General features: G+C 67.4%; 24 protein-coding genes. 12 read left to right on the top strand and 12 right to left on the bottom strand.

Annotation, left to right across the window (positions count from 1 at the left end):
- The first annotated feature begins 23 nt into the window (after nt 1-23).
- Together OJA40_RS01160 and OJA40_RS01155 are read left to right on the top strand one after the other, a co-directional pair.
- Nucleotides 24-788 carry a hypothetical protein gene (locus OJA40_RS01160; RefSeq protein ID WP_208426668.1) on the top strand — a complete coding sequence of 255 codons (765 nt, stop codon included), beginning with the start codon at nt 24-26 and terminating at the stop codon, nt 786-788.
- Nucleotides 789-868: 80 nt separating this feature from the next.
- Nucleotides 869-1498 carry a thioredoxin family protein gene (locus OJA40_RS01155; RefSeq protein WP_208426669.1) on the top strand — a complete coding sequence of 210 codons (630 nt, stop codon included), beginning with the start codon at nt 869-871 and terminating at the stop codon, nt 1496-1498.
- 183 nt (nt 1499-1681) lie between these two features.
- On the opposite strand, the gene OJA40_RS01150 is transcribed toward OJA40_RS01155, so the two are convergent.
- Together OJA40_RS01150 and uvrC are read right to left on the bottom strand one after the other, a co-directional pair.
- Nucleotides 1682-2014, bottom strand: a complete 333-nt coding sequence (locus OJA40_RS01150; protein ID WP_208426671.1) for a hypothetical protein — start codon at nt 2012-2014, stop codon at nt 1682-1684.
- Nucleotides 2015-2147: 133 nt separating this feature from the next.
- Nucleotides 2148-4049, bottom strand: coding sequence for an excinuclease ABC subunit UvrC (gene uvrC, locus OJA40_RS01145; RefSeq protein ID WP_208427198.1), 1902 nt, complete (start codon nt 4047-4049; stop codon nt 2148-2150).
- Between the two features lie 140 nt (nt 4050-4189).
- On the opposite strand from uvrC, the gene OJA40_RS01140 reads away from it, so the two are divergent.
- Together OJA40_RS01140 and OJA40_RS01135 are read left to right on the top strand one after the other, a co-directional pair.
- On the top strand, nt 4190-4441 hold the full coding sequence (locus tag OJA40_RS01140; RefSeq protein ID WP_208427199.1) for a DUF6364 family protein: 252 nt from the start codon (nt 4190-4192) through the stop codon (nt 4439-4441).
- Complete coding sequence (locus OJA40_RS01135) at nt 4438-4860, top strand: PIN domain-containing protein (protein ID WP_208427200.1); 423 nt, start codon at nt 4438-4440, stop codon at nt 4858-4860. Before OJA40_RS01140 ends, OJA40_RS01135 begins: the two co-directional genes overlap by 4 nt.
- Nucleotides 4861-4875: 15 nt before the next feature.
- On the opposite strand, the gene OJA40_RS01130 is transcribed toward OJA40_RS01135, so the two are convergent.
- Entirely contained in the window at nt 4876-6420 is a 1545-nt protein-coding gene (locus OJA40_RS01130; RefSeq protein WP_208427201.1) for an AbgT family transporter, read from the bottom strand.
- A gap of 501 nt (nt 6421-6921) precedes the next feature.
- Nucleotides 6922-7611 carry a peptide-methionine (S)-S-oxide reductase MsrA gene (gene msrA / locus OJA40_RS01125; RefSeq protein WP_208427202.1) on the bottom strand — a complete coding sequence of 230 codons (690 nt, stop codon included), beginning with the start codon at nt 7609-7611 and terminating at the stop codon, nt 6922-6924.
- A 288-nt stretch (nt 7612-7899) separates the two neighbouring features.
- Between msrA and OJA40_RS15550 the strand changes: the two genes are divergently transcribed.
- On the top strand, nt 7900-8079 hold the full coding sequence (locus OJA40_RS15550) for a hypothetical protein (protein WP_423816489.1): 180 nt from the start codon (nt 7900-7902) through the stop codon (nt 8077-8079).
- A gap of 29 nt (nt 8080-8108) precedes the next feature.
- Here the strand turns inward: OJA40_RS15550 and OJA40_RS01120 are convergent, their stop codons facing one another.
- Genes OJA40_RS01120 through mce form a run of 3 tightly spaced genes read right to left on the bottom strand, consistent with a single transcriptional unit; the run spans nt 8109 to nt 10839 of the window.
- Entirely contained in the window at nt 8109-8615 is a 507-nt protein-coding gene (locus tag OJA40_RS01120; protein WP_208427203.1) for a hypothetical protein, read from the bottom strand.
- Between the two features lie 16 nt (nt 8616-8631).
- Complete coding sequence (locus OJA40_RS01115; RefSeq protein ID WP_208427204.1) at nt 8632-9633, bottom strand: aldo/keto reductase; 1002 nt, start codon at nt 9631-9633, stop codon at nt 8632-8634.
- A 42-nt stretch (nt 9634-9675) separates the two neighbouring features.
- Entirely contained in the window at nt 9676-10839 is a 1164-nt protein-coding gene (gene mce / locus OJA40_RS01110) for a methylmalonyl-CoA epimerase (RefSeq protein WP_263808055.1), read from the bottom strand.
- 101 nt (nt 10840-10940) lie between these two features.
- On the opposite strand from mce, the gene OJA40_RS01105 reads away from it, so the two are divergent.
- A complete protein-coding gene (locus OJA40_RS01105; RefSeq protein ID WP_208427206.1) occupies nt 10941-11915 on the top strand; it encodes a cation diffusion facilitator family transporter in 975 nt (324 codons plus the stop codon).
- Nucleotides 11916-11957: 42 nt separating this feature from the next.
- Here OJA40_RS01105 and mdh read toward each other — a convergent pair whose 3' ends face one another.
- Complete coding sequence (gene mdh / locus OJA40_RS01100; protein ID WP_103015512.1) at nt 11958-12902, bottom strand: malate dehydrogenase; 945 nt, start codon at nt 12900-12902, stop codon at nt 11958-11960.
- A gap of 252 nt (nt 12903-13154) precedes the next feature.
- Here mdh and OJA40_RS01095 point away from each other — a divergent pair, with 252 nt between their 5' ends.
- The 3 genes from OJA40_RS01095 to OJA40_RS01085 all read left to right on the top strand — a co-directional run bounded on the left by OJA40_RS01095 (nt 13155) and on the right by OJA40_RS01085 (nt 15531).
- Entirely contained in the window at nt 13155-13634 is a 480-nt protein-coding gene (locus OJA40_RS01095) for a zinc-binding dehydrogenase (RefSeq protein ID WP_263809835.1), read from the top strand.
- Between the two features lie 107 nt (nt 13635-13741).
- A complete protein-coding gene (locus OJA40_RS01090) occupies nt 13742-14968 on the top strand; it encodes an NAD(P)/FAD-dependent oxidoreductase (RefSeq protein ID WP_208427010.1) in 1227 nt (408 codons plus the stop codon).
- Between the two features lie 83 nt (nt 14969-15051).
- On the top strand, nt 15052-15531 hold the full coding sequence (locus tag OJA40_RS01085) for a DUF4174 domain-containing protein (protein ID WP_263808352.1): 480 nt from the start codon (nt 15052-15054) through the stop codon (nt 15529-15531).
- Nucleotides 15532-15534: 3 nt separating this feature from the next.
- On the opposite strand, the gene OJA40_RS01080 is transcribed toward OJA40_RS01085, so the two are convergent.
- Entirely contained in the window at nt 15535-18663 is a 3129-nt protein-coding gene (locus OJA40_RS01080) for a M1 family metallopeptidase (protein ID WP_208427011.1), read from the bottom strand.
- Nucleotides 18664-18866: 203 nt separating this feature from the next.
- On the opposite strand from OJA40_RS01080, the gene OJA40_RS01075 reads away from it, so the two are divergent.
- The 3 genes from OJA40_RS01075 to OJA40_RS01065 all read left to right on the top strand — a co-directional run bounded on the left by OJA40_RS01075 (nt 18867) and on the right by OJA40_RS01065 (nt 21285).
- Complete coding sequence (locus OJA40_RS01075; RefSeq protein WP_263809834.1) at nt 18867-19169, top strand: HU family DNA-binding protein; 303 nt, start codon at nt 18867-18869, stop codon at nt 19167-19169.
- Between the two features lie 82 nt (nt 19170-19251).
- Nucleotides 19252-20511, top strand: a complete 1260-nt coding sequence (locus tag OJA40_RS01070; protein WP_263809833.1) for a zinc ribbon domain-containing protein — start codon at nt 19252-19254, stop codon at nt 20509-20511.
- 99 nt (nt 20512-20610) lie between these two features.
- The gene (locus OJA40_RS01065; RefSeq protein WP_263809832.1) at nt 20611-21285 is read left to right on the top strand and encodes a TPM domain-containing protein; all 675 of its coding nucleotides are present in this window, start codon (nt 20611-20613) and stop codon (nt 21283-21285) included.
- Between the two features lie 35 nt (nt 21286-21320).
- On the opposite strand, the gene OJA40_RS01060 is transcribed toward OJA40_RS01065, so the two are convergent.
- The 3 genes from OJA40_RS01060 to OJA40_RS01050 all read right to left on the bottom strand — a co-directional run bounded on the left by OJA40_RS01060 (nt 21321) and on the right by OJA40_RS01050 (nt 23853).
- Nucleotides 21321-21737: a VOC family protein gene (locus OJA40_RS01060; protein ID WP_208427014.1), complete on the bottom strand. Its 417-nt coding sequence runs from the start codon at nt 21735-21737 to the stop codon at nt 21321-21323.
- A gap of 33 nt (nt 21738-21770) precedes the next feature.
- A complete protein-coding gene (locus OJA40_RS01055) occupies nt 21771-23366 on the bottom strand; it encodes a sigma 54-interacting transcriptional regulator (protein ID WP_208427015.1) in 1596 nt (531 codons plus the stop codon).
- Nucleotides 23367-23442: 76 nt separating this feature from the next.
- A complete protein-coding gene (locus OJA40_RS01050; protein ID WP_011404134.1) occupies nt 23443-23853 on the bottom strand; it encodes an SUF system Fe-S cluster assembly protein in 411 nt (136 codons plus the stop codon).
- Nucleotides 23854-23913: the final 60 nt, after the last annotated feature.

Here is a 23913-nt window from a genome sequence, read left to right as displayed (position 1 = left end):
CCTCTTCCGACCCCTTTCAGCCCATGAGCCCAGACAATTCCGATATTGACCGCACCGATGCCTCGGAGACGTCCTCGGCCGCCCCCTCCGACGAGTCGACTGCGGACGAGTCGACTGCGGACAAGACGGCACAAGAAATGAACGACTTGCTCGAAGAACTGCGGGCCGAGGTGACGCGCCTGCGGGCCCAGCAGGCCAAGAAGCAGGCCGAAAGCTGGGTGCAGCGCCATCCGTTCCTTGCACTGACGATCTCTTCACTCGCGGGGGCGGCCGCCGGATACGGGGCCGCCCGGGCCACGCGGCCGCAGCCGCCCAGCCTATCAGAGCGAGCCCGTGGCCGCCTGCGCCGCCTGGCCGACGAGGCCCAGCGCGTGGCGACCGGCGTGGGGAAGGACCTGTCTGAACGGGCCGCCCGTTCCGGTGAAGGCGTCCGCAACCGTGCCGAAGAGACCGGTCGGCGCCTCGCCGATCAGGCCCAGAAACAAGGGGCGGGCCTCCGCAAGCAGGCCGAAGACCTGGCCCGGCGCGCTTCCGAGCAGGCCCGACGTGCAGGGACCGAGGCCGGCGAAACGGTGCGGCAGGCGACGGCCGAGGCCTCCGACGAGGCCCGAGAGCTCGGGGCGCGGCTCGCGGACGAGGCGGAGGACACCATCGAAGAACAGGTGGAGTCCGCACAGGAAACCCTCGCGGGCGAGGACGAGTCTTCGGCGCTCCGCCAGTCGATCTTCACGGTGGCCGGCCTGGCGGCGGGCGGCTATCTCGCGGCGAAGGTGCGTCGCTGGCTGTAGCGACGATCCGCGCCCCTGGACGACCCCGGGTCCCGGAAGGGCCCCATTCGCTACGATCTCGAATCTTCGTCTCCCGACCGATGCCCGATTTGTTCGACGAAGGCCGTCTGCACGACGGATTGCGCTACGAGGAATACCGAGAAGCCTGGGCCAAGCGACTGGACACGCCGCCCGCCGACGACGCCGATCCGGAGGCGCGGCGCCTGCACCACTACCTCGAATACAATTGGGACCGGCAGGCGCAGGTCCACGAAAGCTACGCCCCGTCGGAGCCGCTCCGTGAGGCCGTGGCGGCCATCGAGGAGCCCCAGCTCTGGACGGTGCTCACCGAGCCGTGGTGTGGCGACTCGGCGTTCCTGCTCCCGGTGATTGCGGAGGCGGCGGCCTTGTCCGATCAGGTGTCGCTCCGCATCCTGCCCCGAGACGAGAATCTGGACGTGATGGACCAGTACCTCACGGACGGAAGCCGCAGCATCCCGAAGCTCGTGGCGTTTTCCAGCGAGGGGACGGAGCTTTTCACGTGGGGCCCGCGGCCGGACGCGGCGGCCCGCCGCTTTGAAGAGCTGGCGGAGAAGTACGACGACAAGATGGAGCTCGTCGGCGAGTTTCTTGAGCACTACGAGGCGGGCGGCTGGGAGGACACCGACACGGAGCTTGCGGAACGGCTTCGGCCCGTCGTCGGGGCGTCTTCCCCCGTTGTGGATGGATAGGTCCGCCGATGTGCCCCTACGCAAACGAGGGGTGAAGGGGTACAAAGTAGAAGCACGTGCCGATCGTCGCAGAGACCGACGTCCCTCCGTCACCCGGACGGCGGAATGACTCCGTGCTGTACCGGGGCGAACGGGCCGTTCCGCCGGTTCGGCGCCTGTGGCTCCTGCTTGCCTCTTGTCCGGTCAGGCCTGAGGGGGATGCGGCTCCTGCTCGTACACCTCAAAGACGGTGCGCTCGTCGGGCAACACGGCGGCGGCCACGACCTGCTCCTCGGGGTTGTACGCCCGCACCAGTTCGTGGAGCTTCGAGAAGGCCCCGTCCTCGGCCGCGGACGGGTCGTTGAAGGTGAGGTACTTGAGGGGCGTGCGCTCCTCGGGGGCGGCGTCGGCCTGGACGGTAAAGACGATCGCCCCACGCCCCCGTTGGTCGTACTGGCGCCAGGCGTGCCGGGCTGCGGTGTCCCAGTGTTCGTCGACGAGCCGGGTGAGCAGCGATCCGGGGTCGGGGGGAGGCATGTAGGGGGGTGGGGAAGTGACAGAGAAAACAGACGTCGAGTGTAGACTGGACGGGATCGACGCTTCTTCGATCCTGTCTATGACCGTTATTGCAAGAAAAGCCCGCCGTCAAAGTTCGGGGCTGTAAGGGGAGCTACTCCGTCTCCGCGGGCGCCGGGGCCTCGGTCTCGTCGTAGTAGTCCGTGATGGTCTCGGCTTTGGCCGGGCCCACGACCTCGGCCAGGGCCTCTTCGTCGGCCTCCTTGACCTTCGCCACGGACCCCAATTCCCCGAGCAGCGTCTTCGCGGTCTTGGGGCCGATGCCGTGGATGTCGAGCAGCTCGGACTGGAGCGTCTTCTTCTTGCGGCGCTTGCGCTGGTAGGTGACGGCGAACCGGTGGGCCTCGTCCCGCACCTTCTGGAGCAGCTGCAGCGCGGGGCTGTCCTTTGCGAGGAAGACCGGGTCGGAGTCGCCGGGGCGGTAGACCTCTTCGAGACGCTTCGCGAGGCCGATGACGGGGAACCGGTCGAAGGCACCCACCTCTTTGAGCATCTCCACGGCGCTGGACAGCTGGCCCTTCCCGCCGTCGATAACGACCAGGTCGGGCCAGGGGCCGTCCTCCTCCACCATGCGCCGGTAGCGGCGCCGCACCACCTCGCGCATCGCCTTGTAGTCGTCGGGCGTGCCCTCCTCAGTCGAGCGGATCTTGTAGGTGCGGTAGTCGCTCTTGCGCGGCGTCGCGTCGGTGAAGACGACGCAGGAGGCGACCGTCTCCTTGCCGCCGTGGTGGGACACGTCGATGCCGTCCACGCGCCGCGGGGGGGCGTCCATGTCGAGCGCCTCGCCCAGCGCCTTGATGCTCTCTGGGATGCGGTTGCGCTCCCGCTTCATCTGCTGGGTCTTCCACTCGCCGACCTGCAGCTTCGCGTTGGACGCGGCCATGCGGACGAGGCTGGCCTTCTCGCCGCGCTGAGGGACCTTGATTGGCACCTGGTGCCCCTGCTCCCGCCGGAGCAGTGCTTCGAGGGCGTGGGTGTCCTGGGCCGGGTGGTCGTTCGGGTCGTGGGAGAGGAGGACCTCCTCCGGGTAGAAGTTCGCCTCGGCGTAGTAGTTCTCCACCAGGGACAGGATCAGCTCCGCGTTCGACCGCTCCTCTACCGAGCGGAGAAACTTGTGCCGCTTGCCGATCATCTTGCCCTCCCGCACCTGAAAGAGCACGCCGCAGCCGATGTCCTCGTCCCGCTCGACGTGGAGGGCAAACACGTCGCGGTCCGCAAAGTCCTGGCTGACGACCTTTTGCTGCTGGGAGTAGTCCTTCAGCGCCTTCACCTGGTCGCGCAGGCGCGCGGCTTCCTCAAAGTTTTTTCGGTCGGACTGCGCCTGCATTTCGTCCTTGAGGAGGTCGATGAGCGACTGCGTCTGGCCGTTGAGCAGCTTCTTGACCTGCTCGATCGTCTCCATGTAGTCCGCCTCGGACTGCAGCCCCTCGCACGGGCCCTTGCAGTTGTCGATGTGGTGCTGCAAGCACACGTCGTACGTGCCGGCCTCAATTTTCTCCTCGGTGAGGTCGAGCGAGCAGGTGCGCAGCTGAAAGACCGACCGGATCGCGTCCATCATCGCGTTCATCTTGGACACGTCCGCGTACGGGCCGAAGTACTCGGACCCGTCCTGCTTCACATTTCGCGTCTTGAAGACGCGGGGGAAGCGCTCATTTTTGATGCAGATGTAGGGGTAGGTCTTGTCGTCCCGCAGGTTGACGTTGTAGCGGGGCTGCAGCTCCTTGATCTGGTTGTTCTCCAGAATGAGCGCCTCCGCCTCCGTGTCCGTCACGATGATGTCCACGTCGACGGCCTTCTGCACCATCACCTCGATCCGCCCGTCGCGCTGGCGGCTGCTCTGGAAGTAGGTGCGCACCCGATTGCGCAGGGTCTTGGCCTTGCCCACGTAGAGGACCGACCCCTCGTCGTCCAGAAATTTGTAGACGCCCGGGTCGGTGGGGAGGGCGTCGAGCTTCTGGACGAGGACCTCGGGCTTGTCGTCGAGAATCTCGCTCATGGACGGGGGGGTTGGAATCCGAAATCACGCGGGAACGAAACGCCAAGGGGTGGGGGCGTGATTCGGCCGAACCCGTGGGATTGCAGGACGTACAGAAATTGGAACACTGTACGTGTGCCTGTCACAAACCACTCTCCGCCATGTCCAAAAAACTCACGCTGCGGCTCGACGAGGACGTGATTGAGCGGGCCAAGGCCTACGCGGCGGACCGAGACACGTCGGTGTCGCGGCTCGTGGAGGCGTATTTTGCCGCCGTGACGGAGACAAATGGGGACCGCAAGCAGACATCGTTCTCCGGCACCACCCGTCAGTTTATCGGGGTCTTGGACGAGGCCGACGAGGCTGACTACAAACAGCACCTCGAAGAGAAATACCTCGACGAGTCGACATGAGAATCCTGTTTGATACCAATGTGGTCCTCGATGTTTTTCTGGATCGGGACCCGTTCGTCGAGGCCGCCGCGCACCTTTTTGATGCGAATGCTCGCGGGGATATAGAGGGCATGCTGGGGGCGACTACCGTCACAACGATCTACTATCTTCTCGCCAGCGATCGCGGAAACACGGTTGCCCACGAAAAGGTGGAGGCGCTTCTTCGTCTCTTCGACGTCGCGGCGGTGAATCGTCGGGTTCTGGCCCAGGCGGCCGAGTCCGAATTCGCCGACTACGAGGACGCGGTCCTCCACGGCGCGGCCCGGATGGCAGGCGCGGACGGTATCGTAACCCGCAACACGGCGGACTTCAGCGCCGCCTCACTGTCGGTACACACCCCGACGGAGCTGCTCACGATTCTCGACCACCGACGGGACTGACGACGGCGCGTCTCGCTACCCCACGTAGTAGAGCTCCGCGCCGGGCCCGAGCGGCACGCCCAGCAGCACCCACAGGAGGAAGACGATCGTGCTCACGACTCCGAAGCCGACGGAGTAGGGGAGCATGAGGGCGATGATGCTCCCGATCCCGGCGTCCTCGTCGTACCGCTGGGCGAAGATGATGACGAGAGGGAAGTAGGGGAGGAGCGGGGTGAGAATGTTCGTGAACGAATCCCCGATGCGGTAGGCCGCCTGGACCGTTTCGGGGGAGTAGCCGGGATCGCCCGCCAGCATGAGCATCGGCACGAAGACAGGCGCCATGATGGCCCACTTTGCGGAGGCGCTGCCCACGAACAGGTTGATGAGCGCCGACACAAAGATGAACGAAAACAGGAGCGGCAGCCCCGTAAAGCCGATGCTCTGCAGGGCGTCGGCGCCGCTGATGGCGATGATGGAGCCGAGGTTGGACCACTCGAACATGGCGATGAAGTGGGCCGCGGCGAAGGCCAGAACGATGTACGCGCCCATGTCGGCCATGGAGTCGGCCATCATGTCGGCCACGTCGGAGTCGTCCTCGATCTCGCCCACCACGATGCCGTAGGTGAGGCCGGGCAGGAAAAACAGAAACACCATGAGGGCGACGATGCTCTCGATCAGCGCCTCGAACTCGGCCAGCGGCGCGCCCTCCGGCACGGCGAGCAGGACGACCCCGAGGATGGACGCGACGGTGACGCCCCCGGCCCAGCGCAGCCCGCGCCGCTCCTCGTCGGTCAGCTCGCCCGACTCGGTCCCCTCGGTGTCGAAGTCCTCCGGCGGCTCGTAGTCGCCGAGGTAGGGTTCCACAATGTTATCGGTTATGTACGCGCCGAGGACCACGAAGACGGGGGTGAGGCCAATCATGAGGTACCAGTTGCCCGTCACCGGCACGCTGTAGTCCTCCGCGATGAGCTGGGCGGCCGGCTCGGTGAAGCTGGCCAGCAGGGGATCGAGGGAGGTGAGCAGCAGGTTGGCACTAAAGCCCGCCGACACCCCCGCAAACGCGGCCCCGAGGCCGGCGAGGGGATGGCGCCCCACGCCGTAGAAGAGCACGGCCCCCAGCGGAATGACGACGACGTACCCGGCGTCGACCGCGAGGCTCGACATGATGCCGGCAAAGACGAGCGCCGCCGTCAGCAGTGCGTTCGGCACGCTGGCGACGAACGACTTGAGCGCCGCGCTGATGAGCCCGGTCTTGTCCGCCACCCCGATGCCGAGCATCACCACCAGCACCAGGCCCAGCGGCGGAAAGTCGGCGAACGTCTCCGCCATGTCCGTGAAGAGGCGGCGGATGTTTTCGTCGGAGAAGAGGTTGTCGGCGGTGATCGTCTCGTCGGTGCCCGGGTGCACCACGCTCACGTCGGCGGTGTGCGTGATCCACGACGCCACCATCACGACCGCGATGAAGATGAAGAAGAGCGTGACCGGGTCGGGGAGGGCGTTGCCGGTGCGCTCGATGCGGTTCAGCCAGCGGTCGGACCAGCTCGGAGGGGCGTCGTCGGTGGGGGCGGGATCGGAAGACATGGAGGCGGTATCGTTGCGACAAAACGCACGGAGGATGCGGCTCCGCCCCTGATACTACAAACGACAGTCGGCGGACGCAACGTCTTCCTCTGCGGTATCAGGGGACCGCACTGATTCGGCGTCGGACTGAAACGGGCGCCCCCCCTCCCATCCGGTGGTTGAGTAGAACTTTCAGTGGGACAACGAGTCCTCCTGATCGCCCCAATGCTGCGGGTGGTTCGCCCCTCTGGCGGGCCGCCCGGCACCACCCGTCCGGGAAGGTTGGCCGGCCGTCCCCGGGACCGACGCCAAACAGAGATGGTCCGGGAAGGAGAAAAAGGAAGCGATTTGATTTTAGCGGGGAAAAACAAGGCTGAGAGTGGCGGTAGGCGAGAACCGAGGCATGCCGCAGCGTTCATCAGTACAGGCCGACCTGGCACCGACGAACGGAATTCCCCGACTGCACACGGCCAGTACGCCTCCGAGTCCTTCTCTACTCGTGAAATGAAGGGGAGTGAGAGATCAGGTCGTTCCGTCGAGCGGTGCGTCCGACAGGGCCGCCTCGCCCCAGACCTCCCGGAGCCGCGCGTCGCGCCCACAGCCCTGCCGGTAGCGCTTGTAGTCCGCGGGGTTTTTCTGGTAGTAGTTCTGGTGGTACTGCTCCGCGGCGTAGAAGGCATCCAGCGACTGCACCTGGACGGCAATGTCCCGGTCGAACCGGGCCGCAACGGTGTCCTTCGACCGCTCGGCGCTTCGCTGCTGCTGGGCGTCGTGGGCAAAGATGGCGGGGCGGTACTGGGACCCGCGGTCGCAGAACTGTCCGGTGCCGTCGAACGGGTCGACATTGTGCCAGTAGACCCGCAGCAGCCGGTCGTACGAGACCGCCGTGGAGTCGTAGACCACCTGCACCACCTCGGTGTGCTCCGTGGCGCCGCTGGCCACCTGCTGGTAGGAGGGATCGACCATCTCGCCGCCCGCAAACCCGGAGGTGGTGGACGCGACGCCGTCGATCTTGTCGTAGGGCGGCTCCATGCACCAGAAGCACCCCCCGGCAAAGGTCGCGGTGTCCGCCACGACCGGCGAGATCGCCGGGGCGGCCGAGGCCGAAGAACTCTCCACGTCGGACGCCGGGGCCGAGAGGTAAAATCCACCAATGAGCGTGAGCAGAAACAGTCCCCCGATCAGCCAGAGGGAGCGGGATGAGAAGGCCATGATGAGAGTTTTGGAATTGACGAGGGACGGAACAAAGTCCTGTCTTCGAAACGGTTAAGACGCTGGGCGTCGCTGCGTTCCGCCGCTCCACTGACGGTTACGACCTCTTGTCGCTAGGGGCGTGCCCACAAACACAGGTGCGGGGCTCCCGAAGGTCCGTAGGGGGCTCCACCGCCGGGGGCCTGCGTGAAGCCGGAAACCAGGACACGCCTCCAGGCCCCCTCAACAACCACGTTGTCCAGGGGGCCGGGGGCCTAGAACGTCGCGGACCGTTCGTCCCGATCGTCGATGGGCGGAAGGAGCTCCCGCATCCAAGCCGAGGGGGAGCAGGTGCGGATTGGCGACGCGACCGTCCGACAGACGAACCTGGACGCCGAGAATGGAATCGTTCATGTCGAGGGCCGCGTGCTCCGCAAACGCAGGGACTCGACGGTCGGGACGATCGGTGCCCTCCTGGGTTGCACCTGAGCGGCGGAGAGAGCAATGAATCCCGGGTGTCAAAGGGCCCCGTGCTCGGTCTCCAGGACGAGATTCCCGTCTTCGAAGATCGCTGCTCGAAAATAGGTGGGTGGGGCGTCGCGCCCGTCCTCGTGCTGCACGGTGTGGAGCACGAGGAGTCCGTCGAGGGGCTCTCCGAGTTCCTCGATTGCATCGTCGATGTACACGGGAATCATGATCTCGTCGAGCGCCGACCGCAGTTGGTCTAGGGCGTCCGCATGGGCCGGGGGGGCGTCCGGGGAGCGTCGGTCCTCCACGTCGAGATCGGTGTCCCGCACGTAGAGGGCACCAAGCGGGGAGCCCTTCCGAAGAGACGGGTCCACCGTCGCCACCGTGTGGACGGTATCGGCCGCGGGGTCGACGGGGGCGCCCGTGACCTCAACGGACGCATCGGGGCCGCCCACGAAGTCCAGGGCCGCGGCCTCCGCGTCCACGGCGAGGTATGGAGGGTTGGGCAGAGACGAGGTCTCCGTCCACGCGTCTTTCTGGGGAACGTAATAGCTCATCGTAGGAGGATCTGGGTTAGCGGTCGCCGTAGGTGTGCTCTGAGCGCTCCTCGACGCGGTCGGTGGCCGGCGGTGGGGTGGGGGCGAGGGCGCTGATTTCGGCCCGCAGGTCATCGGTCATGTCAATGTCGAGCGCGCCAAGCGAGCCCTCCAGCTGGGCCAGGGTGCGGGCACCGATGATGGGCGCCGTAATCGCGGGATGGTGCGCCACCCAGGCGACGGCTAGCGAGACGGGGTCGTAGCCCTGCTCCGCGGCGAAGGTCGTAAACCGTTCCGCCACCTGGTAGTGCACGTCGGCCCCGTATCGGGTCTGGTACATCGGGTTGTCGACCAGCCGCCCGTCGTCGGGGCGCTGGTCGACCCCGTACTTGCCGGTCAGCAGGCCCCCGCCGAGCGGGCTGTACGACAGCACGCCGAGGCCCTCGCTCCGGGCCATCGGCAAGAGTTCCACCTCCGCCTGGCGTTTCGTGAGGTTGTACATCGGCTGGAGGACGTGGAAGGGCGTCCAGCCTTCGGCGCGCTGCCGCCCGAGCGCCTTCATCACCTGCCAGGCGGCGAAATTCGAGGCGCCGAGGTAGAGCACCTTGCCCTGCTGCACTAGCGTCTCGAGGGCGCGGAGGGTCTCGTCGAGACGCGTCTGCTCGTCGAAACGGTGCACGAAGAACACGTCGATCCGATCCGTGCCGAGCCGCCGCAGGCTGTTCTCCACCGCACGGACGAGATGGTACCGGCTTGCCCCGCGGGCATTGGGGTCCTCCGCGGTCGGAAAGTAGGCCTTGGTCGTGAGGACGACCTCGTCCCGGCAGTCGGCCACGAGGTCGCCCAGGATCTCCTCGGAGCGGCCGTCCTCGTACACGTTGGCGCAGTCGAACACGTTGATCCCGGCCTCGCGGCAGCGCCGAAACATCGCGGCAGACGTGTCGCGGTCCGCGGCGCCGCCGAAGGACATGGTGCCCAAGCAGAGGGGGGACACCTTCACGCCGGTGTCGCCGAGGTAGCGGTAGGAGGGAAGGGACATGGTGAGGGTGCGACTTCGGGGAGGAGGGATGAGAGGGGCGGCCTATGCCTCCAAGAAATGATTCGCCAGGAGGGAGGCAAGGCGGCTCACAGGCGCGCGCGACAGGCTGTGGGTGTCGCCGGGGAGGACGGCCAGTCGCGCGTTGGGGAGGGCGTCGTGGAGGGCCCGGGTGGAGGCCAGTTCGAAGAGGGGATCCCGGTCGAGCCCTGCGACGAGGGTCGGGGCGTCGAGGTCCGGCAGCGTTTGGACAAGCGTGTCCGACGCGTCCGGCAGGGTGGTGACGAATGTCTGGAGGGCCGGCACGAGGCGGTCGGGGGCGTCGTGGCGGGCCCGGAGGCGCGCTGCGCGGCGCGGGGCCCGGTCCGCGAGGCCATCGAGGTCGAGCCGCGCCTGCATGCGACGGGCGTGGTCGTCCGTCCAGTGGGCGTTTGTCTGAAAAACCGCCAGGCGGTCGACCCGCCCGGGGTGCAGCTGGGCGAGGCGGAGGGCCGCGCCGCCCCCGAGCGAGAAGCCAACGACGTGCGCCGAGGGCAGGTCGAGCGCGTTTAGGACGGTGCGTACGTCCTCCGCAAACAGGTCGAGCGAAAGGGGCGCGTCCCCAGGCAGGGCCGACGTGCCGTGTCCGCTCAGGTCAACGCCGACGACGTGGAAGGACGACTCCAACCGCCGAATGAGGGGGGCCGCGTCGTGCTGCGTCGTCCCCGCGGCGCCGTGCAGGACGAGGAGGGAGGGCCGGTCCCGTGCCCCCCGTTCGAAGACGGCGAGGTGCCCGTCGTGGCGGGGCACGGTTCGGGCCGTCCAGTCGGGTGTGGTGGATTCACAAAACTCCACCAGGACCCCGTGGGTTTGGCTCGGGTGCACAAACACAATTTGCTTGTCGTCCGCCCCGGCCTGGGGCGTCTCGCTTAGCAGCTCAAACCCGGCCTCCTGGAGGCGCGCCATCGTGGCCGACAGGGCGTCGACCTCGAATGCGATGTGGTGGAGCCCCTCCCCGCGGCGGTCCAGAAAGCGCCGAACCGGAGACTCGTCGGCGAGCGCCTCCAGCAGTTCGAGGTTGGCCGAGCCGGCATCCAGGAAGTGGGTCCGCACCTGCTGGTCGCGCACCGCCTCTGTCTTGTAGGGGGCAATGCCGAGCAGCTCCCGGAACCGTTCGACGACGGCCGCGGTGTCGTCGACGGCGATGCCGATGTGGTCGAGGTGAGCCATAGCGGGGGGCGGGTGCTGGGGACGAGCGTGGGAACCCGTCTCGGTGCGAAAAGAAGGGAAACGATGAACCTGAGAGTGCCCGTTCAGGTACGGGCAATGTGATGTTCGAATCCCAGTCCTCACACGATGAGCCCCGCGACGAGGCGGAGCGCGCACGGCGGCGGGCCATGACGGCGAGCCTCCTGGTGTCGTTCCTGATGCTCGTGGGGAAGCTCACGGCGGCGTCCCTCACCGGCAGCACCGCGATCCTCTCCGACGCCGCGGAGTCCGTCATCCACCTCTTCGCGACCGGGTTCGCGGGCTTCAGCCTGTGGTACGCGTCCACGCCGCCGGACGTGGAGCACCCGTACGGGCACGGCAAGGTGGCGTACTTTGCGTCGGCTGTGGAGGGCGCCCTTATTCTTGCCGCCGCCGTCGGCATCGGGTGGATGGCCGTGCAGGACCTCGTGACGGGCGCCGACCTTCGGCAGCTCGACGTGGGCCTCTACCTCATCGGCGGGCTTACGGCCGTCAACTTCGCGCTTGGAAAATACCTCGTCCGCGTGGGGCGGCGCACCAACAGCCTCGTCCTCGTGTCGAACGGGGAGCACGTGTTGACCGACATGTGGACGAGCCTGGGCGTCATCGTCGGGGTTGGGCTCGTGTGGGTCACCGGCATCCGTTGGCTCGACCCCGCGGTGGGGCTGCTGGTGGCGGCCAACATCGTGTGGACGGCCACCGGGCTGCTCCGCCGGTCCGTCTACGGCCTGATGGACGAGGCGGACTGGGAGGCCTCCTCCGCCCTGCTCGACGAGCTGGGCACCGCGGTGGAGGAGGGGCTCATCGCCAGCTTCCACCAGGTGCGCCACCGCACGTCCGGCGACCAGGTGTGGATCGAATACCACCTCATGTTTCCGGGCGATATGCCGATCCACGAGGCGCACGCCCGGTCCCATGAGGTCGAAGACCGGGTCGACGCCCTCTTTCCGGACGAGGACGTGCACGTCACCGCCCATCTTGAGCCGCGTCAGCACGACGAGGCCCATCCGGACGAGCACCGCGAGCCGACGGACCCGCTCCGCGAAGTGCTGAGATAGGACGAGGCGGATGGGCATCCCCCCCGTCCATTCCGCGCCGGTCTACCCAATCTTGCCCTCGTCGCGAAGGCGCTGGAGGTCGTCCAGGTTGCTGTGCACGTGCCCGGCCGAGGTTTTGAGCTGGGCCTTTTCGTCGGCGTCGAGGTCGACCTCAATCACCTCTTCCACGCCGCCGGCCCCGAGCTTTACGGGCACGCCGATGAAGAGGTCTTCTAGGCCGTACTCGCCGTCGCAGTAGGCCGCGCAGGGGAGGATGCGCTTGTTGTCCTTGAGGATGGCCTCCGTCATCTCGGCCGCCGCGGCGCCCGGGGCGTACCAGGCGGAGGTGCCCATCAGGTCCACAATCTCCCCGCCGGCCCCCTTCGTGCGCTCCACGATCTCCTCGATCCGGGCGTCGTCAATCAGCTGCGGGACCGGAATGCCGCCGACCGTCGTGTAGCGGGGCAGGGGCACCATCGTGTCGCCGTGGCCGCCCATCAGAAGCGCCTGCACGTCGCGGACCGACACGTCCAGCTCCTCGGCGATGAACGAGCGGAAGCGGCCGGTGTCGAGCACGCCGGCCATGCCCATCACGCGGTTCGTGGGGAAGCCGCTCGCCTCGTAGGCGACGTAGGTCATCACGTCGAGCGGGTTCGCCACCACAATGATCGTGCTGTCCGGGCTGCCCTCCACGAACTGTTCCGTGACCCCGCCCACGATCTCCGTGTTCTTGGCCAGCAGGTCGTCGCGGCTCATGCCGGGGCTGCGGGGCAGGCCGGCCGTGATGATACATACGTCCGAGTCTTCGGTAGGGCCGTAGTCGTTGGTGCCCGTCACACGGGTGTCGAAGCCGTGGATGGGGCTCGATTCGCGCATGTCGAGGGCCTTGCCCTGCGGCATGCCGTCTTTGATGTCGACCATGACGACCTCTTTCGCCACGTCCTGTCGGGCCACACACTCGGCGACGGTGGCGCCCACGTTGCCGGCACCGATAACTGTCACTTTCATGGGAGAATGAGGGATTTGAGGAAAGGGTTATGACGTGATACGCCTTTAACCAACAGACTGCAGTGCCGGACTGCCAGCAATATTTTGCGAAAAGCAGAGGGGCGGCCGGGCCGCTACTCGTCCGCATCGCCCCGCTGGTCGTCGGGAGAGGCGCCGGCAAGGGACGAGGCAGCGGGGCGGGCCTCGTCCGGCTCGCCGTCGGGGGGGGCGGGGAGCATTGCCGTCGCGCTGCTGGACGCCCTCGGGCACGAGGTGGTCGCCTCCACGGGGAGCGAGACCGCGCACGCGTACCTTCGGTCCCTGGGGGCCGACCGGATTGTGCACCGTCGCACGTTGGGGGAGGGCCCGGATCGCCCCATGGAGTCGGGCCGGTGGGGGGGGGCGATCGATGCAGTGGGGGGCGATACCCTCGCGACGCTCATCGCGCAGTTAAAACGGCACGGCAGCGTGGCCTCATTCGGGAATGCGGGGGGGCACGAACTGCACACGACGGTCCTCCCGTTTATCCTGCGGGGGGTGAACCTGCTCGGCATCGACTCGAACACCTGCCCGAACGACCGTCGTCGCACGGCCTGGGGCCGGCTCGCGCAGCTGCTCACCGACGCGCACTTCGACCGCATTCACGCCCGGACGATTTCACTGGGGGACATTCCGGAGGCCAGCCGGGCCCTCCTGGCGGGCGAGGTGCAGGGGCGAATTCTCGTCGACGTGCAGGGGAACGGGGCGGCATGAAGGGCGGTCTGAATCGAGTGGGCGTTTTTCCTGTACGCAAGAGCAAGTCCTGAAAAAGTACGGCGTCGTAGATTCTCCCCTTCGGTAGCAGCCCAATACCCATCTGCATGACGGTCTCCATCTGGCAGCAGGCGCACCAGAAGCGGGAAGCGGCCTACGACGTGATCGTGGTGGGCGGGGGCATCGTCGGGTGTTCGACGGCCTATTGGCTCGGCCGCCGTGCCCCATCGCTCGACGTCGCCCTGCTGGAGGCCCGGACACTCGGGGCCGAGGCGAGCGGCCGAAACGCGGGCTTTGTCCTGCAGGGCACGCACGCCGACTACCGGACCGATGTGGAGCGCTACGGCAAGCGGACGGCCCGTCGCCTGTGGCAGTTCACGCGGGAAAACCGCGACCTTCTCGCGGCGGAGTTGCGGGGAAGCGCGTTTTCGTGGCGGGCCGACGGCGCCCTCGTCGCGGCCGGTACTGCGGAGGAGGACGAGCGGTTGCGGACCAGCCTGCCCCACCTCCGCGCCGCGGGCGCCCCGGCCGTCCACCTCGACGCGGAGGAGACCAACGACCGGATTGGGGCCTCGAGCTTCCACGGCAGCCTCTTCGTCACCACGGGCGCCGCCGTGAACCCGCTGCACCTCGTCCAGCACGTGGCCGCGAAGAGCGGCGCCGACGTGCACACGCAGCACCCGGTCGAACACGTGCGCTGGGGGGAAACCGGAGCCGTGCTGGGGACCCCTGATCGGCACTTTCGGGCGCCCAGGGTGGTCTTCGCCCTCGGCCCTGCGCTGCCAGAGCTGGTTCCCGCCGTGTCGTCCGTCGTCCGGTCGGTGCGGGCGCAGATGCTGGCGACGGCCCCCGCCGATGCGGTGCGGATTCCGGTGCCGGTCTACTCCCACCGCGGCGGGTTCTACGTGCGGCAGCGAGAGGATCGGCGCCTGCTCGTCGGGGGCGGCCGGCACGCGCATCGTGCGGCCGAGGAGACGAGCACCGACGCGACGACCCCGGCGGTGCAGGCCACCATCGAGCGCTACCTCCACACCCACTTTCCGTGGAGCCAGTCACTCGCCATCGAGCACCGCTGGAGCGGGACCATGGGCTTTTCGCCGGACGGACGGCCCGTGGTGGGGCGGGTGCCAGAGCATCCGGAAGGCGTCTATGCCACCGGGTTTACGGGGCACGGCATGGGGTACGGCTTCCGGATGGGGCGCCTGCTGGCAGACTTGGTGTCGGCGAACGAGACGCCGAAAGCCCTTGATCTGTTTGCCGCCTCCCGCTTCGAGGCCCCGGACGCAAAACAGGCAGGAGCGGCCCCGGACCGATCCCGTTCTACTGATTCCTGACCGGACCCCCTCATGCCCCATGCCGACGTTCGAGCCGTGGGACGAGAGGAAGCAGCGCCCCCCCACGACGGCCCCTTCGACCCATGCGAACCCTCCTCGTCGCCTGCATCGTCCTAGCACTGCCCCTCACGGTCATGGGCACCCCTGCCGACTCCGTCGACTTCCGGCCCGAGCACCATCAGTGGGAGCACCGGCTGCTGTTCGTGTTTGCGCCGACCGACTCCAATGCGATGCGGGCCGAGCAGGAAACTGCGTTTGAAGGCCGCGACCCGGGATTTCGGGAGCGGGACCTTCTGGTGCTGACTGTGGTGGGCCAGAGTGAAGGCACGCAGCGGGCCGCCCCCGGAGCCGAGCCGCAGCGCTTCACGGCGGCAGCGGCCCGGCGGCTGCGCGACCGGTTCGACGTGGCGCCAGACGCGTTCCGGGTCGTGCTGGTGGGGAAGGACGGCACCGAGAAGCGCCGTGACGCAGAGCCGGTCGCCGCGCGCTCCCTCTTCGACACGATCGACGCGATGCCGATGCGCCAGCGCGAGATGCGGGAGCAGGACGGCGGGGGCGAGTAGCGCCTACAGCTCGATTCCAATCCGCCAGCGGAAGTCGAATTCGTCGGTGCTGTCCTCAATGCGGCCCGGGTCGCTGGCCCAGAGCGGAAACTTGGCCACCACGTCGAGCCCCTGCAGGAAATCTGACTGGGCCGTCCAGCGCTCGAGGTGCGGAATCTCGGAGATGCTGTAGCGGACGCCGATGCCGGCGTCGGCCTTCAGATTTTCCGCGGCAAACCCGGAGAGAAACGCGCCCTCGCTCCATGTCGTGCCGATGCCCGAGAAGGCGGACAGGCGCAGGGGCGAGAGGGCGTTCACGCTGGGGAACGGGGCGCCGCCGAGCGAGAGGCGACCGGCCGTAATGTTTTCGCCACTGCGCCCGAGACGCCCGTTGGCGGCCCGAAGGTACGCAACCGGCCCCGCTGGCCCGAAGCCGACGAGATGGGCGTCCGACACAGGCTGCTCAAAGGCCGCACTCGCCTGCCGGTACGTGTCGTTGTGCCATTGTGCCTCCAGCGAGCGTCCGCCCAGGACGAAGCGCTTGTGGGGAAGCAGGCCGTCGGCCCCGAGGCCGAACTGAAGGTTCGCCCGGCCCGTCAGGGCACCGAGGTCCGCCGTCTGCTGGGCCGTCAGCGAAACGCGGGAGGCCTGGTCGAAGGATTCCCCTGGAAACGCGGCGCTATCGAAGGAGCGAAGGGTGCCCCCGAGCTCTGCAACGGCCGACACCCGATCCCCTCCACGTGCTTTTGTGTAGTTGAGCCGGGCGGAGACGGCATGCGATTGGCCCCAGGGATTGGTCCGGTTCCGTGTCGGGCGGGTTGCCCCGAAGGCCCGGTCGCTCGAATTCAGTTGATGCACTGCCGAGAGTCGGAGCCGTTCTGACCGGTCGGCAAGGGGGGAGGACAGAGGGAGTTGGAGAGACAGTTGATTTTCGAGCACACCGAGGCGTTTCGCGGCCGAGAGCTCAACTGTGGCGCGAGCCCCGAACGGAGGGAATGGGTGCTCGTAGCGAAGCTCGTAGTCAAGCCCGCTAAACCACGATCCCGTATCGAAACCGCGTCCGGGGCTGGAGGCATCCAGCAGCGTCGGGTCGTCGCCCCCGGAAACCAGCACCTCGGGCCAGAGGGTGACCGTGCCGCGGAGTTGCCGCTCGCCCCGAAAGTACTGCCCGCGGACCTGCAGGCCGCCCCCAAACCCGAAGTCGTCGGCGTACCCGGCCAGCGGCCGTACGCCCAGTTCGTAGTGCGACCAGCTCGGCTGCGGGGCGCGGAGCACGCGCGTGCGCAGCGGCAGGGTCGTGGAGTTGTTGAGGCGGTTCACGTCCGGCGTCTCGCCGTTCGGGTCGATCACCGCCTTCTCGACCCGCCGGTCCACCGTCACCGATACCGTTTTCTCCGGCGCGACCCAGGGCCACGGCTCGGTGACGATCCAGTCGTCGGGGACCGGCTTGTGCCCGTGCATCGACGCGAGGGGCACGTTGAGCCACTGCGTGGAGCCGTCGGCCAGCGTGAGCCTCACGTCTTGCGGCAGGCGCAGGGTGCCCTTTCGCTTCAGGGTGAGGTCCACCGCCACGCCGTCGCCCGTTCGCTCCTGGTCGAGGTCCGCGATCGCGTCGTCAACGGTGCGGGCCGACTCGGTCACCTGCTGGAAATACCAGTCGAGCATGAGCCCGCTCTCCTGCTCCGCGAACAGCTCCAGGTCGAACGGGTCGGGGTGCATGCCTGCCCGCTCGCGGAAGTAGCGCTGCAGCCACTGGTCGCGCTGCGCGTCGCCCATGACGTAGCCCAGCATGTCCACGAGCATTTGCCCCCCCGGGTACGAGGTGATGCCGTAGGCGGCATTGGTAGAGAACCAGTCGGCCGGGGTGCTAAACGGCTCGGCAATTCCGAGCTTGTGCATCGTCACGACGCTCTGGCGGGCGCCGGTGTGGTTCGCGGGCTGCCCGGCAAGGTGGGCCATCCCCTCCGTCGTGGCGTAGCTCGTAAAGCCCTCGTCCATCCAGGCGTAGTCGGCCTCGTTGCTGCCGAGGGCGGAGTAGAACCACATGTGTGCAAACTCGTGGACCGTGGTGCCGAGGACCGACCGGTAGCTGCTTTTCTCTTCAAATTCGGGGCCGTCGTAGCTGCTCACGACCGTGAACATCGGGTACTCCATGCCGCCATCTCCGCCCTGCGCCACGGTCATCTGTGGGTACGGGTAGTCGCCGTACTCGTCGCTGAAGTACGCCGTGAGGTCGGGCATGTTGTTTCGCAGCGGGCGCCACTGCTCGGCGACCGCGGGCTTGTAGAGGATGTGGTGGGCGGTGCCGTCTGCGGTCACCTTGTCGTGAATGTAGTCGGGGTCGGCCGACCAGGCGAAGTTGTGCACGTCCTCGGCCCGAAAGTGCCAGGTGAGCGTGTCCGCGTCTGGCAGGCCGTCCGACGGGCGCCACGTGCCGCTGCCGTCAATGTCGTAGCCGTGCCCCACCTCGTCGGGGTTCTGTAAAACGCCGGTGGCGCCAATTGTGTATTCGGCGGGAAGGGTGATCTCCACGTCGAACTCGCCGTACGGCGCGTAGTATTCGCGGTTGACGTAGTAGTTGGCGTGCCAGCCCCGCTCGTCGTACTCCGCCATCTTGGGGTACCACTGGGTCATGGTGTAGTCGATGTCGTCCCCGCGGCTGTCCCGCCCGCTGCGGCGGGTCTGGAGGGGCACCTGTGAGCGGTAGTCCATGACGAAGGTGGTGGAGGTGCCGGGCGGTATGGGCTCGGCAAGATCCACCCGCAGAACCGTATCGTATACCTCATAGGAGACGGGTGTGCCGTCCTGTGTGAGCGAGGTCACCGTCTGCCGGCCCTGCTCGCCCGGTGTCAGGTTGAAAATGCGCGGCACCGTACGCCCGTCCGGGTCGGGGAGGTGGCGGTTGCGCTCCGCCATCATCGACTGCGGCTGAAAGGCATTGAAGTATAGGTGGTAGTAGACCGTGCGGAGTGTGTCCGGCGAGTTGTTGGTATAGGTCAGCCGTTGGTGGCCGTCGACCTGATGGGTCTCGGGATTTAAACGAATGTCCATCTCGTAGTCGACGTGCTGCTGCCACTGGCTCGGGGACTGGGCGACGGCCAGGGCGGGGCTGCACAGAAGAAGCAGGAGCAGAGCAGAGAGGCGGGCGCGCATCGGGGGAGGACGTCGGTCCGAAGAAGATGAAGACTTTGGGCGTCGGCACTATCGTTCGCCCCAACCTGCTGAATGTTTCTCGGGGCGAGATGGAACCCCTCCAGGCCCTTGAGATTCTCGGGGCTTTCCGAATCACGAATTCGGCGGGGGCGTTCGGGTGGGCCCACACGCACGTCCTCTGTTAATCCGCCTTTGGCTTTCCCATGTCCATGACCAAAGCAGACCTCATCGACCAGATCGCCGACGGGACCGGCCTCACAAAAATCGAGACGCGGGCGGTCGTGGAGGGATTCATGACGGCGGTGCGCGGGGCGATGAAGGAGCTCCGGCGCATCGAACTCCGTGAGTTTGGGGTGTTTGAGGTGCAGCATCGAGCGCCCCGGACCGGGCGCAATCCCCAAACCAATGAGCCGGTCGAGATCGAAGACCGGTACAAGCCGGTGTTTCGCCCGTCGGACAAGTTGAGCGAGGCGGTGGACGCGGCGCACAAGGCCGACGAGGAGTAGTTGCGACACCGCTTGTCCTGTTCCATTGCTTTTGTCGATTATGTCCGAATCCACTCGACCCTGTCCGTCGTGCGGTGCGCGCGTGCCGGCCTCGTCCGATCGCTGCGACCTGTGCGGGACTGTCGTCGACGACGGCCCGGACCCGGCGGGCACCGCGGAAGACACGGAGGCAGAGTCGTCTGAGCCCGAGGCCAGTCCCCCCGAAGAGGCCCCGTCGGGGCCCCAAGCGGCCGATGGGCAAGACGAACCGTCTGTTTTCTGCAACCAGTGCGGGTGGGAAAATCCACCGGGGGCCCGGTACTGCAGCCAGTGTGGCGAGGCGCTTCAAGACCTTTCCGGGGCCTCCGCCCCTGACGGAACGCGGCCGGTCACGGCGGACCTCCCCACCAGCGCCTCCGCCGAGACGAGCGACGAACCTTCCGAGCCGGACGCGTCCTCCTCTCCGGATGAGGAAGAGCGGGCGATGGGGCGGCAAATTGCGATGCTCGTCGGGGGGGCCCTCGTGCTCGTGGTTGGGCTTTTCTTTGCGACGCAGTGGAGCGCGCAGTACGAGTGGGGCGGCGGGGGAGAGGCCGGCGGGGCACCGTCGAGCTCCGCCGGGAACGAGGCGGCTGCGTCCGGCGCGACCGGCGGGACCCGGCCCATGCAGTCCGGCGGGACGACTGGGGGAGACGAGCTGACGGACCTCCAGACCCTTCTCGAAGAGGCGGGCGCGTCGTCGGTCGGGGGGGCGATGGCGGGACAGATCGACTCACTGGAGACCGCGATCGAACAGGCTTCCGGGTCGGACAGGCGAGCGGCCCAGGCGGAGCTGGTCAATCTCCTGATCGGGGTGGGGCAGCCGGGCCGGGCGGCCGTGGTTCAGAACGACATCGCGGACGCCACCGGGGCCGCCGATGCCCAGCGCCGCGCCGCCGATCTCCTGTACCGCTGGATGCAGCAGCTCCAGGGAGAGGGGCAGCGGCAGCAGGTCCTGAAAGTGGCCCGGCACGCGGCGCGGGCCTACCGGACGGTCGTGGACCAGCGGCCCGACGACCTCGACGCCCGAACACGAATGGGGGAGGCGTACCTGCTGACGAACCGCCCGATGCGGGGCATCAAAGCCATCAACGCGGTGCTCGACGACGACTCGACGTTCGTTCCGGCCCGGTTCCAGAAGGGACTCGCGCTCCTGCAGATCAACCGCCTGGACCAGGCGACGACGGAGTTCGAGCAGGTCCAAGAGTTTGCCGAGGAGGGGTCCCCCTTCACGCGTCAGGCCGATCAGGCCCTCAAGATCATCGAGAAACAGCGGCGACAGTCTTCGTCTGGGGGGGCGTCCGGTTCGGACGCCGGGCCGTAGGATGGGGAGGCTCCGGAACGCGATGGGGGCTGAAGGGCCTGCCCTTCGCGTCCCGCGCCCTGACTTCCGTTTAGCCCTTTCTAAGCTTCGTGGTGGACCATGGACACGATGATTGACGGCCTCGATCAGGACCGCATTCGGGACGCCGTGGGGCGCGCGGAGGAGCGGACGGCCGGTGAGATCGTGCCGGTGGTGGTGCCCCGGAGTGACGATTACGAAGTGGCCGTGTGGCGGGGGATTGGCGCGGCCACGCTGGTCGTCCTCACGGGGGTGCTGCTTACGCTTCAGTTCTACGACGGGTGGGGCCTGGGGTGGCTTTTCGCCCCGTGGGGCGTGGCGTTGTCGGTCCTCGTGGCCGGAACGGTGGGAGGCGTCCTCTCGCGATACGTCTATCCCCTGCAGCGACTGTTGGTGGGGAGCGACCGCCTCGACGAGATCGTGCATCGTCGGGCCCTGCAGGCCTTCGTGGAGGAAGAGGTGTTCGATACGCGGGACCGAACCGGCATTTTGCTCTTCGTCTCCCTCCGGGAACACCGGATCGAGGTGCTCGGCGACGCGGGCATCAACCGTCAGGTGGAGCCCGACGACTGGGCGAATGTGGTCGCCCGCATCCAGCGTGGGATTCAGAACAACAACCTAACAGACGGGCTCGTGGAGGCCGTAGAGATGTGCGGAGGCCTCCTGGAACGAAAGGGCGTGGACGTCCGGCCGGACGACGAGAATGAACTTACAGACAGCGTCCGGACGCCGGGACGAGAGGCGGACGACGAGTGAAGCAGACGAGTGAAGCAAAGGCCCTGAGGGCTGCGTTATGCCTCCTCGACTTCGAGCACCAATCCGTCGGCGTCCCGCACGAAGAGCCGGCCCTTTACTTCCTCGTAGGCATGGTCGGCCGCGTCGAGGCGCGAGCGAAGCGAGTGCCACTCGCGGGATGGGAGGGAGAAGCCGAGGTGGTGAATGCCGCCCCGGCCCGGCACCGATGGGTGCTTCATCTCTTCCATCTCGATCAGCTCCACAACGTCTTGTCCGTGGTCGTCGGTGAGCAGGGCACGGCGCCGGCCGTCCCGCACGGGGTCGTCCTCTACGGTTCGCAGCGAGAGCCCGATCAGGTCGACGTAGAACGAGACGGCCGCGTCGAGGTCCGTCGTCATGACCGAAGCGTGATCGAGCTGGACGTCCACTGCGGTCGGGGCGTCCATGTCGGAAGAAGGAGAGTCGGCAGGCATGGCGCGAGGGAAGTTGCGAGAGGGAGGAGGCGATCAGGACGCGGGGGTTGGCTCCGAGGTCGGCTGGAAGGCGGAGGCGTCGATGCCGAGCCGCTTCATCTTCTTGTAGAGCCCCTGCCGGGTTAGGCCCAGCACGTCCGCCGAGGCGGTCACCTGCCCATCACAGGCCTGGAGCACCCGTTCGATAACGGATTTCTCGGTGCGGGAGAGCACGTCGTTGAGGGTCTGATCGGGCTCTAGAATTGCGTCTGAGGCATCCGGCGACGTGTCCGGCGACGTTCGCTCCCGCGCGTTTTCGACGATGGCATCGAGGAGCATGTCGAGCGTAATCGTGGGGGCCGGTTCGCTCTGCACGTGCACCAGCGCGCGCTCGATCTCGTTGCGGAGCTGCCGGACGTTGCCCGGCCAGTTGTAGCGGAGCAGGGCTTCCATCGCCGGTTGCGTAATGGAGACGAGGGCCGAGCCCTCCGGGCGCATCCGGTCTAGGAAGTGACGGGCGAGCAGGGGGATGTCGGGGCGTCGCTCACGGAGGGGCGGGACGTGGAGTGAGATCACGCGCAGCCGATTCCGCAGCGCCGGCCGGAAGCGCCCCTCCTCCACACGGGCGTCGAGGTCGGCAGTCGTCGTGGCGAGGACGCGAACGTCCAACGACGCGTCGTCCGCGGCCTTCGTCGCGGGAGGGGCCGCCCCGTTGAGGAGATCGAGCAGTGACGACTGCACGGGAGGGGGGAGGGCATCGACGTCCTCAAGGACGAGCGTCCCTCCGTCGGCGGCCTGCACGGCGCCGGTGTGGGACGACTCGTCCGTCTGGGCCCCGAACAGCTGCGCCTCAAGGGACGCACCGGCCTGCGTCGGGGCACACGAGACGTGCTTCAGGGGCCCGTCGGCTCGGGGGCTCGTGGCGTGGATCGTGCGCGCCACGAGGCGCTTCCCGGCGCCGCCCTCTCCCGTAATGAGGACCGGACTCCGGCTTGGTTGGATTTTTCGGATCGTTGCGGCCACGGCCTGCATCTCGCGGCTTTCCGCGACGAACCCGTCCACCGTCGTGGTCGGGTCTGCCGACGGCCCCGACGGCGGCTCGCCGTGCCCGGGGCTCGCCGACGGAGACCGGCGACGAAGCTTCTGGAGCCACCGCTCCGCCTGGGCATCCTGCAGGCGGTCCAGGAGGCCCGAGGCGTCATCGAGCACGCGGTGTCGGAGGCCGTGCTCGTCGAGGGCACTGTAGGCCGTGGCCTGCCCCAGAAGCGCCCAGCACCGACCGACAGGGTCACAGATCGATGCGAACAGCTCGCGGCCCTCCTTCAGCAGGTGCAGGCCCCGGGTGACCTCGTTCACCGATTCGGAGCGGCGCACATGGGCCCAGCCGCGCCAGAGCGCCACATCGGCCCGCACACACGTGCATGAGTCCGACACGGCTTCGGCCGTCGGCAACAGATCAAGGGCGCGGCCCGAGCGGTCACGGTGGGTCACCTCGACACGGGCCAACAGCCCGCGGAGCAGAATCTGACCCGTGCTGGCGGCCGGGGCCGTGACCGGATCGAGCAGCGGCTCCACCATCGCGGCCACGTCTTCCACCCGCCCGTCGGCGAGGAGGGTGGTGGCCATTGCAATGGTGCGTGCGTGATTCATCGGTCGGGGCGAGTTGGGAGCGTCGAGTCGAAGACCGGTTTGGATCCGGGGATGGACGGCCGACGCTCAGCAGGAATTACATGAAGCCGAGTTCGAGGCGGGCCTCTTCGGACATCATCTGCGGAGAGAAGGGGGGTTCGAAGGTCATCTCGAGGTTGACGCTCTCGACGCCTTCCGTCTCGCGCACGGCGTCCTCGGCCTGGCCGGGCAGAACGCCCGCGGCCGGGCAGTTCGGCGCCGTAAGGGTCATCAGCACGTCCACGTGGCTGTCCTCACCCACATCCAGGTGGTAGATGAGCCCAAGGTCGTAGATGTTCACCGGAATCTCTGGGTCGTAAATCTCACGGAGTGATTCCACGACCCGCTGGTACAGGTCGTCGTCGGGGGTGTCCTGGACGTGATCCGGGATGGTTTCCGGAAGTTCGATTTCGGACTGCTCTTTTTCCTCGGGAATGTCGGCGGCCCCGCCGCCCCCGCCGCCGGGCACACCGCCCATGCCGCCCATCCCGCCGGGCATTGCACCTGAAGGACTCATGGTTCTATGGGA

The organism is Salinibacter pepae (assembly GCF_947077775.1).
GTDB lineage: Bacteria > Bacteroidota > Rhodothermia > Rhodothermales > Salinibacteraceae > Salinibacter > Salinibacter pepae.
The sequence above is the reverse complement of the archived record's forward strand: the minus strand, read 5'-3'. Positions and strand labels throughout refer to the sequence as shown.

Bases quoted from the DNA above. Each gene is read 5' to 3' on its own strand.
- OJA40_RS01075 (WP_263809834.1), top strand. From the start codon at position 18,867: ATGTCCATGACCAAAGCAGACCTCATCGACCAGATCGCCGACGGGACC.
- OJA40_RS01155 (WP_208426669.1), top strand. From the start codon at position 869: ATGCCCGATTTGTTCGACGAAGGCCGTCTGCACGACGGATTGCGCTAC.
- OJA40_RS01150 (WP_208426671.1), bottom strand. From the start codon at position 2,014: ATGCCTCCCCCCGACCCCGGATCGCTGCTCACCCGGCTCGTCGACGAA.
- OJA40_RS01090 (WP_208427010.1), top strand. From the start codon at position 13,742: ATGACGGTCTCCATCTGGCAGCAGGCGCACCAGAAGCGGGAAGCGGCC.
- OJA40_RS01105 (WP_208427206.1), top strand. From the start codon at position 10,941: ATGTTCGAATCCCAGTCCTCACACGATGAGCCCCGCGACGAGGCGGAG.
- uvrC (WP_208427198.1), bottom strand. From the start codon at position 4,049: ATGAGCGAGATTCTCGACGACAAGCCCGAGGTCCTCGTCCAGAAGCTC.
- OJA40_RS01120 (WP_208427203.1), bottom strand. From the start codon at position 8,615: ATGAGCTATTACGTTCCCCAGAAAGACGCGTGGACGGAGACCTCGTCT.
- OJA40_RS01115 (WP_208427204.1), bottom strand. From the start codon at position 9,633: ATGTCCCTTCCCTCCTACCGCTACCTCGGCGACACCGGCGTGAAGGTG.
- OJA40_RS01160 (WP_208426668.1), top strand. From the start codon at position 24: ATGAGCCCAGACAATTCCGATATTGACCGCACCGATGCCTCGGAGACG.
- mdh (WP_103015512.1), bottom strand. From the start codon at position 12,902: ATGAAAGTGACAGTTATCGGTGCCGGCAACGTGGGCGCCACCGTCGCC.
- msrA (WP_208427202.1), bottom strand. From the start codon at position 7,611: ATGGCCTTCTCATCCCGCTCCCTCTGGCTGATCGGGGGACTGTTTCTG.
- OJA40_RS01080 (WP_208427011.1), bottom strand. From the start codon at position 18,663: ATGCGCGCCCGCCTCTCTGCTCTGCTCCTGCTTCTTCTGTGCAGCCCC.
- OJA40_RS01060 (WP_208427014.1), bottom strand. From the start codon at position 21,737: ATGCCTGCCGACTCTCCTTCTTCCGACATGGACGCCCCGACCGCAGTG.
- OJA40_RS01055 (WP_208427015.1), bottom strand. From the start codon at position 23,366: ATGAATCACGCACGCACCATTGCAATGGCCACCACCCTCCTCGCCGAC.
- OJA40_RS01135 (WP_208427200.1), top strand. From the start codon at position 4,438: ATGAGAATCCTGTTTGATACCAATGTGGTCCTCGATGTTTTTCTGGAT.
- OJA40_RS01065 (WP_263809832.1), top strand. From the start codon at position 20,611: ATGGACACGATGATTGACGGCCTCGATCAGGACCGCATTCGGGACGCC.
- OJA40_RS01140 (WP_208427199.1), top strand. From the start codon at position 4,190: ATGTCCAAAAAACTCACGCTGCGGCTCGACGAGGACGTGATTGAGCGG.
- OJA40_RS15550 (WP_423816489.1), top strand. From the start codon at position 7,900: ATGGGCGGAAGGAGCTCCCGCATCCAAGCCGAGGGGGAGCAGGTGCGG.
- OJA40_RS01130 (WP_208427201.1), bottom strand. From the start codon at position 6,420: ATGTCTTCCGATCCCGCCCCCACCGACGACGCCCCTCCGAGCTGGTCC.
- mce (WP_263808055.1), bottom strand. From the start codon at position 10,839: ATGGCTCACCTCGACCACATCGGCATCGCCGTCGACGACACCGCGGCC.
- OJA40_RS01085 (WP_263808352.1), top strand. From the start codon at position 15,052: ATGCGAACCCTCCTCGTCGCCTGCATCGTCCTAGCACTGCCCCTCACG.